General features: G+C 65.1%; 16 protein-coding genes. 4 read left to right on the top strand and 12 right to left on the bottom strand.

The window, feature by feature from the left end; genetic code table 11:
- Positions 1-2 precede the first annotated feature (2 nt).
- Entirely contained in the window at positions 3-1,235 is a 1,233-nt protein-coding gene (locus tag DV733_RS05455) for a YihY/virulence factor BrkB family protein (RefSeq protein ID WP_237560490.1), read from the bottom strand.
- A 104-nt stretch (positions 1,236-1,339) separates the two neighbouring features.
- On the opposite strand from DV733_RS05455, the gene DV733_RS05450 reads away from it, so the two are divergent.
- Positions 1,340-1,726 (top strand): hypothetical protein, encoded by a 387-nt coding sequence (locus DV733_RS05450; RefSeq protein ID WP_136342288.1) that lies wholly within the window; start codon positions 1,340-1,342, stop codon positions 1,724-1,726.
- Positions 1,727-1,746: 20 nt separating this feature from the next.
- On the opposite strand, the gene DV733_RS05445 is transcribed toward DV733_RS05450, so the two are convergent.
- Entirely contained in the window at positions 1,747-2,859 is a 1,113-nt protein-coding gene (locus DV733_RS05445) for a tRNA (guanine(26)-N(2))-dimethyltransferase (RefSeq protein ID WP_049994171.1), read from the bottom strand.
- Between the two features lie 157 nt (positions 2,860-3,016).
- Between DV733_RS05445 and DV733_RS05440 the strand changes: the two genes are divergently transcribed.
- On the top strand, positions 3,017-3,841 hold the full coding sequence (locus DV733_RS05440; protein WP_049994170.1) for a DUF7537 family lipoprotein: 825 nt from the start codon (positions 3,017-3,019) through the stop codon (positions 3,839-3,841).
- Positions 3,842-3,911: 70 nt separating this feature from the next.
- Positions 3,912-4,259: a hypothetical protein gene (locus DV733_RS05435; RefSeq protein ID WP_049994169.1), complete on the top strand. Its 348-nt coding sequence runs from the start codon at positions 3,912-3,914 to the stop codon at positions 4,257-4,259.
- Here DV733_RS05435 and DV733_RS05430 read toward each other — a convergent pair.
- Together DV733_RS05430 and DV733_RS05425 are read right to left on the bottom strand one after the other, a co-directional pair.
- On the bottom strand, positions 4,256-6,103 hold the full coding sequence (locus DV733_RS05430; protein ID WP_161569342.1) for a PAS domain-containing sensor histidine kinase: 1,848 nt from the start codon (positions 6,101-6,103) through the stop codon (positions 4,256-4,258). The two genes, DV733_RS05435 and DV733_RS05430, sit on opposite strands and share 4 nt — an antisense overlap.
- 152 nt (positions 6,104-6,255) lie before the next feature.
- Positions 6,256-8,085 (bottom strand): hybrid sensor histidine kinase/response regulator, encoded by a 1,830-nt coding sequence (locus DV733_RS05425; RefSeq protein ID WP_049994167.1) that lies wholly within the window; start codon positions 8,083-8,085, stop codon positions 6,256-6,258.
- A 103-nt stretch (positions 8,086-8,188) separates the two neighbouring features.
- Between DV733_RS05425 and DV733_RS05420 the strand changes: the two genes are divergently transcribed.
- A complete protein-coding gene (locus DV733_RS05420; protein ID WP_049994166.1) occupies positions 8,189-9,661 on the top strand; it encodes an MATE family efflux transporter in 1,473 nt (490 codons plus the stop codon).
- Position 9,662: 1 nt separating this feature from the next.
- On the opposite strand, the gene DV733_RS05415 is transcribed toward DV733_RS05420, so the two are convergent.
- From DV733_RS05415 to DV733_RS05385, 8 genes are all read right to left on the bottom strand, one after another.
- Complete coding sequence (locus tag DV733_RS05415; protein ID WP_049994165.1) at positions 9,663-11,507, bottom strand: UvrD-helicase domain-containing protein; 1,845 nt, start codon at positions 11,505-11,507, stop codon at positions 9,663-9,665.
- Between the two features lie 122 nt (positions 11,508-11,629).
- Positions 11,630-11,788 carry a DUF7563 family protein gene (locus tag DV733_RS17260; protein ID WP_170178687.1) on the bottom strand — a complete coding sequence of 53 codons (159 nt, stop codon included), beginning with the start codon at positions 11,786-11,788 and terminating at the stop codon, positions 11,630-11,632.
- A 70-nt stretch (positions 11,789-11,858) separates the two neighbouring features.
- A complete protein-coding gene (locus DV733_RS05410; RefSeq protein ID WP_049994335.1) occupies positions 11,859-12,164 on the bottom strand; it encodes a DUF7521 family protein in 306 nt (101 codons plus the stop codon).
- A gap of 96 nt (positions 12,165-12,260) precedes the next feature.
- Complete coding sequence (locus tag DV733_RS05405) at positions 12,261-12,614, bottom strand: ArsR/SmtB family transcription factor (RefSeq protein WP_237560489.1); 354 nt, start codon at positions 12,612-12,614, stop codon at positions 12,261-12,263.
- Positions 12,615-12,984: 370 nt separating this feature from the next.
- Complete coding sequence (locus DV733_RS05400; protein WP_049994163.1) at positions 12,985-13,932, bottom strand: NAD-dependent epimerase/dehydratase family protein; 948 nt, start codon at positions 13,930-13,932, stop codon at positions 12,985-12,987.
- 62 nt (positions 13,933-13,994) lie between these two features.
- Entirely contained in the window at positions 13,995-14,270 is a 276-nt protein-coding gene (locus DV733_RS05395; RefSeq protein ID WP_049994162.1) for a hypothetical protein, read from the bottom strand.
- 44 nt (positions 14,271-14,314) lie between these two features.
- Entirely contained in the window at positions 14,315-14,560 is a 246-nt protein-coding gene (locus DV733_RS05390; protein ID WP_049994161.1) for a DUF7120 family protein, read from the bottom strand.
- 80 nt (positions 14,561-14,640) lie between these two features.
- Positions 14,641-15,648, bottom strand: a complete 1,008-nt coding sequence (locus DV733_RS05385) for a hypothetical protein (protein WP_049994334.1) — start codon at positions 15,646-15,648, stop codon at positions 14,641-14,643.
- Positions 15,649-15,650 lie beyond the last annotated feature (2 nt).

Raw genomic sequence — 15,650 nt, 5'->3', positions numbered from 1 at the left:
CGTCAGCGACGGAAGTCACGGACTTTGTCGAGTAGCTTGCCGGGCAGTCCGACCGCGTTGACGGTGACGCCGACCAGCAACATCATGACGTACAGCCCGAGCGTCGACAGCCAGACGACCAGCATGGTGAGAAACGCGACCCAGCCCGACAGGAAGTAGAAGGCCCCCAACGTCATCGCCGTCCCGTACAGCAACACCAGGTAGGGGCCCCAGCCAGTGGCGTGGCCGCGGCGGACGCGCTTTCGGACGTAGCGTTTGAGATCGCGTTCGATCTCGTCGCGGTGGAGCGTCCGCTCTTCGATTCGGGATTCGAGCTCGTCGATCTCGGCACGTAGCTCCGCGACGTCGACGTCTCCGCTGGACGCCGTCGCGTCGTCGGCGGTGTCGGCCCCCGTCTCGCTCATTCGTTGTCCGACATCTCGAAGCGGATCGTGTTGTAGTTGCCGGTCTTCGATGGCCGTCTGCTCGACGTCGCCGGCGAGCACGCCGTTGAGGATCACCCCCAGCAGGAGGACGATCCCGCCGAGGTAGAACCACGTCACCAGCAGGAGCACGCCGCCGACGACGCCGTACAGCGCCGCGCTGTCGGCCGTGGCCGCGTAGATCTGGAAGCCCGCGCTCAGCACCGTCCAGCCGACCGCCGCGAACACCGCGCCCGGCAGCGCCTCCCCGATCGTGAGATCGGTATCGGGAAAGATGTAGAACAGCGGGAGAAACGCCGCCGTCAGCACGACCGGGAGGCCGAGAACGCCGAACGAGAAGCCGAGTGCGCCCGCGACGATCCCGACGGCCAGTGTCAGGCCGATCGCGACGCCGACGGCTGCCAGCGCGGCGATCGCGTTCCGCAACTGTTCGAGCAGTGGCTCGGCCTCGTGCTCGCCGTAGACCATCGAGAACGCCACGTCCAGCCCGCGAAAGAGCTTCAGACCGCCCCACAACAGGAGCGCGATCCCGACGACGGTCGCCCCGCCACGACCGCGTGCGTTCGTCAGCGCGTCCCGGACCAGCGTCTCGCCGCTCGGCGAGAGCACGTTCCCCAGTGAGGCCACGATGGTATCGGCGAACGTCTGCCCGCCGAGTGTCGAGGCGACGACCAGACTCAACAGCAAGAGCGGAAACAGCGAGACGAGCGCGTAGTAGGCGATCGCCGCCGCCAGCAGCGTCACCTCCGAGCGACGCACGACGCGTAGCAGCGTCGTCCCGACGGCCAGTGGCCGCGCGATCCGTTGGTGCACGTGTAGACGTGTCGTTCGTCGGTGGCAAATACCTGCGGATCGCCGAGACGAGCCGCGGTCCACGGACCGAAACCGGTTTCGCCTCCACTGAACAAGACCCGGGCATGAACGACCGCATCGAGTGGGTGACCCGCGTCGGAACATCCGTCTCGCTGGTCGCCTGTGCGCTGTTGCTCGCGCCCGGATTCGCCGGCGTGGGCTCGTCGCTCGGGTTCGCCGCCGTCGCGCTCGGACTCGCCATCCTCACGTTCGTCTACCGGGACCGACTGGTCGCTCTCTCGGACACGTCGTGGGTCCGCCCCCATCTCGAGATCGCCTGGGTCGGCCCGCTCGTCGCCGCGGCCGTCTTCGCCCTCTACCGGGACGCGGCACCAGCGGAACTGCAGACGCTCGGAGCTGTCGTCGGCCTGATCGGGATGTTCAACTACCTGCTGCGGCCGCTCTACTTCTTCGTCGGCGGCCTGCTCACGCGGCTCAATCGCGCGCTGTAGCGCGCTCACTCGACTGCCGTTCAGCTACCTGTCGGCATCGCCGCCGCGCGGATCTCGGTCACGTCGGCGTCGGTCTTGAACGTCGTCCCGCCGTAGTGCGTGCGTGACGCCGCGTAGCCGGCCGCCCGCAGACAGTCCAGAAACTCGTCCATCGCCATCGCGCCCGTCCCCCAGCGTTTGGTGAGTCGGTGCTGATCGTAGTGCGTCGGCGTGTCGAGTTCGCCCGCGAGCCGCTCGGTCAGGTCGCGTGCCTCTTCGGCGGTCCCCATGTCCTCGCTGACGGACGCACCCACTGCACGGACGAAATCGGTATCGTGGATCGGGCCGAGCCACAGCGGTCCCGCCGTCTGGAGGTGCTCGTCGCAGTGTGGGCAGGACTCGGGTGGGTCGGCAACGAGTCCGAAGTCGTGCGTTCGCCACAGGCAGTGCTGACAGTGATGCAGGTGGCCGAGTTCGTCCAGGGCCTCGTTGGCGACCGTCGCGCCGTCGTTCAGGGCGAGGTAGGTCCGGACGTAGTGTTTCGTGGCGTGGGTCAGGATCGGCGTCACCGCGCGGTCGTAGCGGGCGGCCGTCCGGGCCATCGCTCCCAGCAGGATCCGGACGCCCATCTCCTGGTGGTACTCCGTGTTCCGTGGGACGGCGCTGTAGGATCGGACGCCGCTCTCGAAGTGGGCACCGCAGAGGGGCGCGGTATCAGTCGCAGTCACACAGAGCAGGTCGATCGCGCTCCGACTGGCGGCGTCGGCGAAGGGGATCGGCGTCCCGAACGGATCGAGATCGACCACGTCGAAGCGCTGTTCGTGCATGAGCGCGTTGGCGTCGCGCTGGTGAACCTCGCCCGCGAGGTCGTTTCGTTCGAGGTTGGCTCGGCAGAGTTCGACCGCGTCCGCGTCCCGGTCACAGCAGGCGGCGTCCCAGCCATCAGCGGCCGCTCGGACGCCGCGGATACCACTCGCGGCAGTCGCGTCGAGATACGAATCGGCGTACTCGAAGCGCTGTTGGGCGGCCCGCAGGACCGCCACCGTGAGGTCGCGGTTGAGTTCCTGAACGGGATTGTAGAAGACACCTTCACCAACGCCCGAATCGGCCTGCTCGGGGACCTCGATCTCGACGCTCCCTTCCGTGACGCGCATATCCGTTCTCGCAGAGCGGCGTGCAAAGCCGTTGCGCTCTGGGGTAGGGCGGCACGGACCCAGCCGAGACGGAACTGGTCTACCCGTCTCCTGCCCGCGGAATTCCTATGCGATCTAATATAAGAAATATTATATTCTCGCGGAGTGTATAGCGTGTATGTCACGAAAGGTTCTAGTCGCATTGCTGTTCGGACTCGTCGTCGTGCTAGCGGGCTGTGCCGGCGGTGGGGGGAACGGTTCGTCACCGGCAGACGTCACGACGACCACGGACGACACCGACGAACCACCGACCACCGACGAGCCACCGACCACTGACGAACCACCGACCACTGACGAGCCACCGACCACCGACGAACCGGACGAGTGGGAACGCACCAACGCCCAGACCGCACTGGAGTCGGCCGGGAGCTACACCAGCACCTGGACCTGGCGCTCGAACGTCGACGACACCGACGAGATGACGTTCACGACCCGGGTCGACTTCGGGGCCGAGCGGGCGTACAACACGATCGAAGTCGGCGGCCAGGAGAACAGCCGCATCGATTACTACTACGCCGACGGCTTCCAGTACACCCGGTTCGGCTCCGGTGACGGGTCGGACGCCACGTACATGCAGACCGAGGCCGCCTTCGAGCAAAGTGGGTCCATCTGGGGCTACGGCTTCGCTTACGACACGTCTGACTTCGACGAATGGACCGATCAGGGCACCGAGACCTACGACGGCGTGACCGTCCGCCGCTACGTCTACGAGGCGACCGACCAGTACCTCGGCGGGCAGGCTCCCGACTCGGAGTTCGACGTGAGTAGCGCTCGCTTCGAGTTGCTCGTCGACCGCGACGGCGTCCCGCGCTACCAGTTCTACGAGGTCGAGGGGACTAACAGCGACGGGGAGACCGAGTGGTTCGAGTGGGAGCTGACCGTCACGAACGTCGGCTCGACGACCGTCGAGGAACCCGACTGGGTCCAGCAGGCTCGCCAGTAGTCTGTCACTTCACGAGTCGCGCCGACACCAGCACCGAAGCGTTTTGTCCCGGCCTTCCATAGTCGAGTGCGTGAACGCCGTCGAGCAGTGGCAAGCGGCCCTCGCCGACGCGGGAGAACTCGACGCCGACGTAGTCGACCGTATCACCTCCGTCCACGGCTCCCGCGGCGTCAGAGCCATCGAAGCCGTCGCCGAGGGGCGGGTCAAAGCCTACAACGATTTTACCGTGGTCGTAGGCTACGACGACGAGTACATCGTCGAAGACGACGGCTGCACCTGCAAGGACGCCGAGTACAATCTCGATCCCGAAGACCCGACCGAACTGTGCTGGCACGCCCTCGCGGTCAAGATCGCCCGCGAGATCGACGCCGTCGACAGCCACGACATGTTCTACTCCGAGGTCCGTGACCTGCTCTAGTCGACGACGACGCCCTCGAAAGCGATCCGCGTTCCGGAGTCCTCGGCAGTGATCGAAACCTCCCAGTCGAGCGCCTCCGCCAGCACCGACACGAGATAGAGGCTGCCATCGCTCTCGCCGGAGGTCTCCGAGTAGACCGGCTCGAACAGGTCGCTCGCGTCGGGATCGAGTCGCGTCGGCGCGTCGTCGGTGACGTAGAACCCCTCGTCGATGACACCGATCTCGATAGTCGCCGCCGGGTCGCGATCGGCGACGTTGCGAAACAGCACCGACAGCACCTCGACCAGCGCGTCGGGATCTGCCTGCACCGTCGCGCTGGTGTCCGCCAGCACAGTCAGATCGCCGTCGATCGACTCGGCGGCCGTGCCGGCGGCCTCAGAGAGATCGACCTGGCCGTTCCCGCGGACCATCGAGCCGGTTCGAGCGAGCGTCATCAACTGCGAGGTGAGTCGATCCATCCGTTCGAGCGTCGCCAGCGCCTGCTCGCCGGCCTCGTCCTCGCCCGCCAGCGCTCGCTCGACCGCCCCCATCGCGATCTGGAGGTTGTTCCGGAGTTCGTGCGAGCCGATCCGCGCGAACTGTTCGATCCGGTCGGCCTGTCGCGTGACGCGCCGCTCCTGGCGCTGGCGGTCGAGAACGGCCTCGACGTTCGCCGCCAGGATGTGCGTGAGTTCGATCGTGAACGGCTCCAGTAGTCCCTCGGGCGTTTCGATCCCGAGGACGCCGTGCTCGCCAAGCGGCAGTCGAACCCCGACGACACCGCGATCTGGCATCCAGGTGTCCTCGTACTCCCGTCGCTGTGGCCCGGTCAACACCGATCCGTCGTCGGCGAGATACAACGTCTCACCGCTCGTCGCCGCCCGTTCGAACGACGTCTCGTCCCAGGCGATTTCCCCGTTCTCGGAGCGTTCCTCGATCCGTTTGTCCTCGCCGGTCTCGCCCCCGCCTTCGACAGCACGCCCGTCTCCCTCGCCATCCTCGGCGTCGAGCACGAGCCGGGCGGCAGGCAGCGAATCGATCCCCGCGACAATATCGATCGTCACCGCGGCGATCTCCTCTCGGTCATCCGCACGGATGAGCCGCCTGCTAGCCTGGTGCAGCGCCGCCAGCGCGTGTTCCTGGCGTTTCAGGTGGGTCACGTCCCGGACGTCCCCGACCAGCCCCAGCAACTCCCCGTCGGCGTCGTATCGCGGTGCTTTCGTGGTCGACACCCAGTGATCGTCGCCGTCTTCGACCCAGTGTTCGATCTTCTCGAACAGCGTCTCCTCGCGGGCCAGCAACTCCTGTTCTTCCTCGTAGAGTCTATCCGGGAGGTCGCCCGGAAACAGCTCGTAATCGGTCAGCCCGACCCGTTGGGGGCGAGTCATCTCGCGGTTGTCCAGCGAGTGTCCGGAGATGTTGACGAACCGTCCCTCGCGGTCTTTGATGTACACCGTCTCCGGATAGCTTTCGAGCATCGACTCCAGTTGCTGTTCGGGCGGTTCGACCGGATCGAGTCCACAGAGGCGCTCGATGCGGGCCGTCAGCAACGCCTCACGCTTCGGCGGGACTCTGATGACGTCGTCGACACCCGCGTCCAGCAGTTCGTTGATCCGCGTGCGCTCGCTGCGGAGCACGTACAGTGCGATCGGTGGCGGGCTGTCGAAGTGGTCTCGGACCCGCCTGAAGAGGTCGAGACCGTCCTGTTTCGGGAGAGTCCCACTCGCTGGCGCGTCGATACCGAGAACTGCCGCGACGTTCGATCGAGGGACGCCCGCCGGTCGCTCGACCGATCGTATCGGCTCGATCCCGGCCAGTTCGAGAGCCTCGGTGATCGGTTCGAGTCGACCATCCGGATCGACCACCACTAGCGCTCCCGGTAATTCGCCCGCCGTCATTGAGGCAGTGACTCGTATTCGCAGTACGATAGCAAAAAGTTCTCGGGCCGTTTCACGTCACGATTCTGCCCCGGGTGTAGGTCACTTCGTTCTGTCGGCCGGCCGTGCACTTTGGACTGCTACTTCACGTGTGCGATCTCCACGTTCCGGAAAGCGATCCGGGTCTTCCCGCCGGCTTCGGTCACGGAGACCTCCCAGTCGTGGGCGTCGGCGATCGTCGCCACGAGGTGGACGCTGTCGCCAGTCGCCTCGTTGACGGCGGAGTAAGTCGGTTCGAGCAACTCCTCTCGCTGTTCGGGCGTGATCGCAGTCCCGTCGTCCTCGACGTAGAAGCCATCCTCGAGCGTCCCGACTCGGGCCTCGTCACTACCACCGCCGTCGACGACCGTCCGGAACACCAGCTCCAGTACCTCCAACAGCCCGTCCCGATCAGCCGTGACAATTCCGTCGCTCTCGACGGTCAGCGTCGCCGTCGCGCTCTCGACGGCAGTCCAGGCGACATCGCCGATCCCCGAGAGCGCGATCGACTCGCTACCCCGGGCCGCAGAGCCCGTTCGCGCCAGCGCGAGCAACTGCGAGACCAGCCGATTCATCCGTCCCAGCGTCTCGATCACGTCTTCGACCGCGTCGAGGTCCCCCTGCGCCTGCGCGCGCTCTGCAGTCCCCAGCGCGATCTGCAGGCGATTGCGTAGCTCGTGGGAACTCAACGCTGCGAACTCCTCCAGGCGTGCTGCCTGCTGGTCCAGCTGTCGCTCCTGGACGGCTCGGTCGAGCGCCGCCTCGGTATTCGATGCGAGTACGTACGCCAGTTCGACGGTGAACGGATCGAGAGTCTCCCCAGTCGTATCCACGCCGAAAACGCCGTGCTCGCCCAGCGGGATCCGGAGTCCGACCACCGACTCGATTCCCGCCGGCAACGACAACTCTCGATGATCGTGGTCGTCGACGTCGATCGAGACGAACGCATCAGTCGCTGTCCGGTACTGCGCGACGCCAGCGGCTCCCGCCCGACGGAACGACGTGTCGTCCCAGTCGAGGGCCGTATCCGTCGTCGCAACCGTCTGTAACGTTCCCGTCTCGAAGAGATCGACACGGGCCTCCGGGAGCAGTCCACTCTCCGCGGCGATGTCGATCGCCGTCCGCGCGACGTCCTCGCTGGTCTCGGCTCTGACCAGTCGCCGACTCGCCTCGTGCAGCGCCGCCATCGTCCGCTCCTGACGCTTGATGTCGGTGACGTCCCGGACGTTGCCGACCAGCCCCAGCAACTCCCCGTCGCTGTCGTATCGCGGGACTTTCGTCGTCGAGACCCACCTGTCCTCGCCGTCTTCGAGATAGTGTTCGATCTTGCCGTCGAGGCTCTCTGCACGTGCCAGGAGTTCCTGTTCCTCCGCGAAGAGTTCTTCCGCCAGTTCGTCGCGGTAGAGTTCGTAGTCCGAGAGCCCGAACACGTCCTCGGCGCTGATGTCGTAGCCGTCGAAGACGTCCGACCGCGTCGCGTTGACGAACGTCCCTTCGCGGTCCTTGAAGAATATCTGTTCGGGATAGTGCTCCAGAAAGGATCGGAACTGCTGTTCGAGCGGTTCGGTGTCTGCGACACCGGCCAGCCGGCGTACTCGCGTGGCCAGCAACGCCGGTCGTTCCGGCGGAACCGACACGACCGTGTCCGCACCGTGTTCGAGGAGCCCGAACGTGTGGTCGATCTCTCCCTCGAACGCATACACTCCGACAGGAACGTCGCCGATCAACTCGCGGACCCGCCGGCAAAGCTCGATCCCGTCGACGCCAGCGGACTTCGAGTCCGGGACGATCACGCAGTCGGTTGCCTCGTCGATCCCCTCGACCGTCGCTACCGTCCGGACGTCCTCGATCCCACCTCTGCGGGTCGCCTCGACGATCTCGTCGAGCCGCCCGTCCAAATCGAGGACGGTTACCACTGGATCTCCTGCCATCAGCCTATCCCAACCTCAGCCCCGAAGCGTATAAGCGTCTCGTGCAGTTTCAGATTCGGAAATGTCGAAAGACACCTGTCGGTGCCGTCCCATCCGCGAGTGAATGGGGATTCGTCAGTCGCTGCGCGCCGTGCTGGAGTGGTATCCCGCCGCCCTGTCCCGGCTCGGGCTTCTCGACCGGGTCAAAGCCACGGACGCGCTCGATCTGGCCGCACCGGTGATGGTCACCGGTGGGTTGCGCGTGCTCCTTCGGATGGCCGACTTCCTGATGGTCGGGCTCGCGCTCGGCGACACGGCCATCGCCGGGCTCGAACTCGGCTTTCAGTACTACTTCGTCGGTTTCGGTCTGTCGCTGGCGGTCACCAGCGGCACGATCAGCGTCGTCTCCCGACTGAAAGGCGCAGGGGAACACGCCCGCGCCGACCTCGCTGTCACCCAGTCGCTGTGGCTCTCGCTCGCCATCTCGCTCCCGCTCGCCGCGGTCTCCTGGCTCTACGCCGAACCCCTGATCGGCGTCCTGACCGACGACCCAGCGACGGTCACTCTCGGCGCGACCTACCTCGCGATCGTCATGCTCTCGCTGCCCTTTCGGTTCTTCAGCCTGATCGCCTCCCGAGCGCTGGCGGGCGGGGCCGACACCCGCACGCCGATGTACGTCCGCCTGCTCACTCTCCCGACGAACGTCCTCCTCAACGCCGTGCTCATCTTCGGGCTCGGTCCCGCCCCGAGACTCGGGATCGCCGGCGCTGCCATCGGGACCGCCGTCGCCAACGCCGTCGCCGCCGTGGTCTTCTTCGCGCTGCTTGCCTCCGGGCGCTTCACCGTCCAGTTACGCCTCCAGCGTCCCCTGTTCGATCTCGACCTCCTCGGCGAGATCGCCCGCGTCGCCAGCCCGCTCGCGGGGATGCGGCTGTTGCAGTCGCTGGGCCGATTCCCCTTCCTGTTCGTTCTCGGGGTGTTCGGGACGCCCGTGCTTGCCGCCTACGCCATCGGTCGCCGGGTCGTTCTGCTCGCGCTGATGCCAGCCTGGGGCTTTTCGACCGCCGCTTCGACCCTCGTCGGCCAGGCGATCGGCGCCGGCAACGATCAGGAAGCCGCCGACTACGGCTGGCAGACCCTCCGAATCGCGCTGATCTCCCAGTTGCTGATCGGCGTCGTGATCGTCTTCTTCGCCCGTCCGATCGCGCTGGCGTTCGGGACCGACCACGTCGACCTGACGGTGACGTTCGTCCGCGTCTTCGGTGTCGCGATCGCTGGTTTCTCGATTTCGCGAACCATGCGCGGCAGCCTCCGCGGAGCCGGCGACACTCGATTCCCACTCTACGGGACGTTCCTGGGGACATACCTCGTCAGACTCCCGATCGCTGCCGTGGCGCTGCCGGCCGGGTTCGCGGTCGCAGTCTTCGGGGTCTCGGTCCCTGTCGGCCTCGGATTCGGTCTGCCGGCGATCTATGTCGCGATCGTGGCCGATTTTTACGTGAAAGCAGCCGTCAACACCGGGCGGTTCTACAGCGGGGCGTGGACGGAAGTCGCGAAAGAATCAGAGGTCGGTGCTCGCGACGTAGCCCGAGAGTGACCTACTTCGCGGGGGCGATCCCCTGAGCCTCGTCGAGTAACTGCTGCGGGTCGATTTCGACGGGTTCGTTGTCCAGCAGCACGTCCAGCGGCAGCGTCGGCGCGCCGTCGACGAGGTTCTCGAGGATGACCAGGCGTTCGCGAGCCCGGGACATCCCGACGTAGAACACACGCCGTTCGTTGTCGGTCAGCGTCGGGACGGGCGAGGTGTGCTTGGTGAACTCCTCGACTTCCGGGACATCGATTCCCTCCTGTTCGACGGTCGCGGCCATCTGCTCGACCACCTTCTCGGTCAGATCCGTCGCGACGAAGACGTGATCGGCCTCGCGACCCTTCGCGGAGTGGATCGTCCCCAGGCGCAGGCGGTTGGGGTCCATCCCCTCGTAGTCGCCACCGAAGTACGCGTCGACTGTGCGTTCCTGGAAGCTCGTCACCTTCCGCAGCATGTCCGAGGCCGCTGCGGCGTCGGGCGCGAACGGGACGTGGTCGCTGATCACGTCGGGATTGACCGCGATCTCCTCCAGATCCTCGGTCTCGGCAGCGTCGGTGATCTCGTCGATCGCGTCGAACAGATCGTCGCGTTCACCCGTACCAAAGGCCGAGTCGACCAGCATATCAGCCAGTCGGCGCGCCTCCAGCGCGGTCAGTTGCTCCTCGGCCTCCAGATGTTCGATCCCGCGGACGTACTGGGTGAGCCGGTCGGTCCACATCCGCTGGTCGGTCAGGCACTTGAACGGAATGCCCTCGCCGATGAACTCATCGATGAACTGGAACATCTGGTAGCGCGCCCGAAAGAGAACCATCGCCGTCCCGTCCTCGTCTTCCTCGATGGTCGCTTTGACGTTTCGCGACAGATCGAGCATCGACGGGCTCTGGACAGCCTCGACGGAACCGCCTTCCTTGCGGGGATTGAGGTCTTTCTCCTGGCGCTTGTCGATGTGGCTGACCTGCCGGTTGACGACGTTCAGAATGCGAGACGGGAGGCGGTAGGAGTTCGGCAGAATTTCGTCGTCCGTAACGTCCTCGTCCAGCAGCAGGTCGGGGTCGGCGCCCTGCCAGGCGTAGACGACCTGGTCGTCGTCGCCCGCGATGAGGATCTTCCGCATGTGGGGTTTCCACTCCTCGTAGACGTCGTACTGCAGGGTCGTGATGTCCTGGAACTCGTCGATAATCAGGTAATCGACGCTCGGCAGCAGCGAGCGCTGCTTGACGCGTTCGAGCATGTCCGCGAACCCGACCAGCCCGTTCTCGCCCTTGTAGGTTCGCCACCCGCGGATGGCCTCGGGGACGTCGATCCGGTCGTCGTCTGAGGGCCACGTGGGAGTATACTTGTTCCCGGTCTGGGCGTTGTCGTCGATGTCTGGTGGCAGCCGGACTTCCTCGTCGTTCCACTGGAAGGGGACGTCGTACCAGTCGGCGACGTCACGGCGGGTGCGCTGGAGCCACTGGCTCGTGGCGATAATCTTGTTCCCCATCGTCGTCGAGCGGGCGGTCCGGCGGCGTGCGCCCTCGTACTCGTCCTCGAAATCCAGGCCGAACTGCTCGCAGAACTCCTTTTTGTCCTTCTCGCCGACGACGTCGCCGCGAGAGAGATTCAGCAGTTCGTAAGCTTTCGCGTGCATCGTGCACACGTTGCCTTTCAGCGTCCGCGGCGAGATGTCGAGGCGCTCGGCGAGGCGTTCGCGGATCTCCGCGGCGGCCGCCCGGGTGTAGGAGACGACCAGCACGTCCCGAACGTCGACGTCCTCGTCTTCGAGCAACTCCTCGACGCGGTCGAGTAGCGCAGTGGTCTTCCCGCTCCCCGGTCCGCCGAACAGGCGGACGATCTGGGGACTTGCCTCAGTCATTGCACCTAGAAACGGGCTGCTCCTTCATAAGCAACGTGACTTTCGGCTCCCGGTTCCAGCGCCGCTACGGGCGCCTGTGTGTCCCCACCTGGACGCGATGTCGGCGAGCGACCGCCCCGCCGTCAGGAGTGGCGCGGCGACCGCGCTTCGCGGACATCGGCTCCGTCTCTGAGTTTGTCCTCACAGTCGGGACAGACGCGTGGGTCGGTCACCCCACGTGGCGTGAACACTCGTGCGTACGCTTTCGTGACGAACGAACCGCAGTTCTGGCATTCTGGCATCTCCCTCACCCCGTTGTCCGAGAGTCAACAGTATCAGTAAAGAAAGTTTCGTTACAAATTTCCTCACAGATCAGCGGTACAGCGAGAGATACAGCATGGCGAACCCGACGATGAAGGGGATGGTCTCGGAGGCCTGGAAGAAGATCCGGACGAGTTCCTGGTCGCTGGCGATCCAGCCGATCTGTGCGATGACGTTGCTGACGGCTACGCCCATGCTGATGAACGCGAATCCGACGAACGCGTACTGCAAGCGCTCGCTCTGCTGTTTCGTGTAGGCCTGAAAACTGATGACTGTCAGCCCCAACGAGAGTCCGAACAGCGCCAGCCGGAGCAGGATCAGTACGCCCCTCGCGATCCAGATAGTGATGTCGGCCATACCAATCGTCTGCGTGAAGAAGCGCTCGTGAGCCACTAAGCTATTTCCATCGCTCGGGAGACGGGCGTCAGCCGAGCGTCAGACGGGCGAGTGCTCTCACTCCGAGCCGAGTTCGTCCCAGAGTTGGCTGAAGCGGTCGGGGAGGTTCTCAGTGCGGTAGATCCGGACCTTGTACTCGTCGTCTTCGAGGCTGATGACGGTGCTCTCGAAGTTCGACTCGAACACCTTGTAGTGATTGCCGTCCTCGGCGACGAGCGTTCGGTCGGTTACCAGTTTGTACTCTTCGAGCATCTCGATTCGTCGGTAGACCGTCGGCAGCGACAGATCACACTCTTCGCTGAGCTCCTTGGCGGACTTGGGTTCGCGGCTGATTGCGGCGAGGACCCGTCGGGCGTGTTTATCGCCGATGGTATCGAGGATCTCTTCGATACTCCTGTCGTCGTCGGACACGAGTGGCCCTTTCATGCGAGAGGGCAAAAAAGGATTGTTCACCCACTGGGTCATTTCACAACGAGAAAACGCTGACGGGGAATTAATGTCGCGGGGACAGTCGACTCGGATGGATCGAATCCAGTGATTGCGGCCGGACAGATCCCGGGACGCTCTCCCCCTATCCCCCCAGGTGTCGGCGTCGTGGGTGGTGCGCCGGTCTGTACGCCACCGGCGCATACCGGCTACACGTTGGGTCGGCCCGACGGGCGTTCGCCCGCCAGGGCCGACACGCGAGTCGAGCGCCAGGATACGCGCTGGATACGATCCGTTCAGGACGTGCCGAGGCACGTCACCGTACTTCTCCCCTTCAAACTACGTCTCGGAGCGATCAGCCCAGGTGGGGCTCGTTCTCCGCACCATCGAGTAAGTCACGCACGCCCCGCCGGACCGATTCGTCGCTCGATAGCTCGGGCTCGAAGCCGATCGCCGACAGTTTCTCGACCGACAGTCGCATCTTCGGGACGTCACCAGTCCAGCCTCGGTCACCGCCCGTGTACTCGTAGTCCGGGTCGATCCCCATCTCCTCGCTGACGATGTCGGCGATCCGCGTGACCGACGTCGTCGTTCGCGTCCCCAGGTTGTAGGTGTTCATCTCTCCCTCAGAACGTTCGACGACGTGACACATCGCGTCGATGCACTCCTCGATGTGCATGTACGATTTCTCCTGGCGGCCGTCCCCGAGGATAGTTAACGATTCAGGGTCCTGCTGCAGTTTGTAGACGAAGTCGGGGACGACCCCGGCGCCGTAGCGCGGGCCGACGATATTGGCGAAGCGGAAGTTCCACACCGTGACGTCGTGACTGTGGGCGTACACCGACAGCAACCCCTCTTCGGCGAGTTTGCTCGCGCCGTAGACGCTGATGGGTTCCAGCGGCGCGTAGTCTTCGGGCGTCGGCATCGGGGCCTCGCCGTACACTGTCGACGACGAGGTAAAGAGGACGTTGTCGACGCCGACCTCGTCCATGCGTTCGAGGACGTTGAACGTCATCGCCTCGTTGACTTCCATCTGCTCGCGCGGGCGGTCAGTGTTGACGTACTTGTCCGCCGCGAGGTGAAAGACTGCGTCGAGGTCTTCGGTGACGACATCGGCGACGACGGCCTCGTCGGTGAGGTCGCCCTGGAGGAACTCGGCGGCCTCGGGCACCGATTCACGGATGCCGTTCGAGAGGTCGTCGACGACGCGGACGTCGTTGTCCGCGACGAGTCGGGTCGCGAGTCGCGATCCGATCAGTCCCGCACCCCCGGTGACGAGAATTCGCTTTCCCTGTAGATCCATACCTGTGATTTCGTTGTGAGGCCAAAATAGGTATCGGACCCGGCGACGCCGGACAGGGAGCGCTACACTGCGCCGTCACGGATCTGGAACCGTTCGTAGCCACCGTGAGACAGTTCGAGAGAGCCGAGCCACCAGTTCCACCGCTCGACCAGGGAATAGTCGGCGGGAGCGTCTTCGAGGTTCGAGCGTACGATTTCGACCGACAGTTCCATCCCGAGATCGTCGGCGAACCGGCCGGAGTCGGCGAGGTCACGGGCCTGGCGAGCGACGACGCGAGCGGCCCGCTGGTCGGCGTCGAAGATGTCCTGGAGTTCCGTTTCGAGTGCAGTTCTGTCCACGGCTGATGGTACGGCGTGTTCCTCTTGACTGTTGACCCAAACGATCAGAACGTGTAGCCGTCGTCCTGCGGTTCGTCGTGCATCGCGGGATCTTGCTGGTCCTCGACGGTCTGGGTGAACAGGTCTTCCTCGACGGTCGTCTCTGACTCTTCTTCGACGTCGTACGCGGAGACGCCCATCGTCAGCAACTCCTCGACGGCCTGGTCACGATTGACGAATTCGCCCTGTTCGACCAGCCGAGCGATCTCGGTCTCGATCCGATCCGGCAACGAAACTTCGACTTTTGGCATGTGTGAGGCTCTAGGCGGGCCGTGTATAAATCCCCCGGGCGGTCCTCGGAAAGTGAACGCCCGTCAGCCACTCCGGGGAGTCACTCCCAGTCGATCGACTCCTCGCGATCGGTCTCCCTGAGTGTGAACGGCCCGATCGACAGCGTCCGTTGCGTGACGACCGCGATCCGGAGCACGTACGAGAGTAAGACGAGAAACGGGACCAGCGCGACCGCGACCGCGCCTGCGACGATCCACAGCGAAAGAGGAGCGCCCGCGATCGACCCGGCGATTGCGGCCGGATCGTAGAACAGCACCATCGACACCGAGACCACCAGCGACGGCAGCGAGGCCGCGAGGATGATCCGCGAGAGTGCCGTCAGTTCCCACTGGAAGTAGAGCGTCTTGAAGTGCTCGCGGGCGGGGCCGAACAACTCCAGAGCGTCGATCAACTCCTCGACCGCTTCGGACTGCTCGTCGGTGAGTTGCTGGCCGTCTTCGGCCCGGACGCGGCGGGCACTGTAGAGCTTCCAGGAGTAGTTGAAATCAAGTGCCGAAGAGACCACCTCGAAAGTCCCGAACTGCGTACCGTCGAGCGCCTCACCGACTGCGTCGGCGTTCGCGGCGATGTCCGCGGCCAGCGTCGTCACTCGGTCGCGAACCGCCTCGTCCAGCGAGTCGTCCTCGGCGACGCGCTCGCGTAGCGTCTCGGCGCGCTCGCCTGTGACGTCGACGAGCGCCCGGAGGAAGGCGGCGGGTTCGGGCGGGCTGATCGCCGCGTCGAGGGTCGACTCGACGTCCTCGCGGAACTGGACGGCAGCGTCCATGCGCTCGCGCTGGTCGCCGACAGCCCCGAACTCCTGGGAGAGCACGAGCTGGTTGAGCGTCACCACGAGCGTGACGCCGGTGATCGTCGCCCCGACGAACGCCTGGAAGGCGGTCTCGATCGGGTCGCCGCTGATGAACAGCGGGCCCGCGCTGGGAATGACCACTCCGAGGGCCAGCAGCGCCCCGAAGATGGTGACGAACAGCCCCGCGACCAGCAGGAGGCGATTCGTCTCGACGAGCAGGTCGAACCACGTCCCGCTGGTGCTCGCACGCTCGCGCATCG

Origin of the sequence: Halapricum salinum (assembly GCF_004799665.1) — an archaeon.
GTDB lineage: Archaea > Halobacteriota > Halobacteria > Halobacteriales > Haloarculaceae > Halapricum > Halapricum salinum.
The sequence above is the reverse complement of the archived record's forward strand: the minus strand, read 5'-3'. Positions and strand labels throughout refer to the sequence as shown.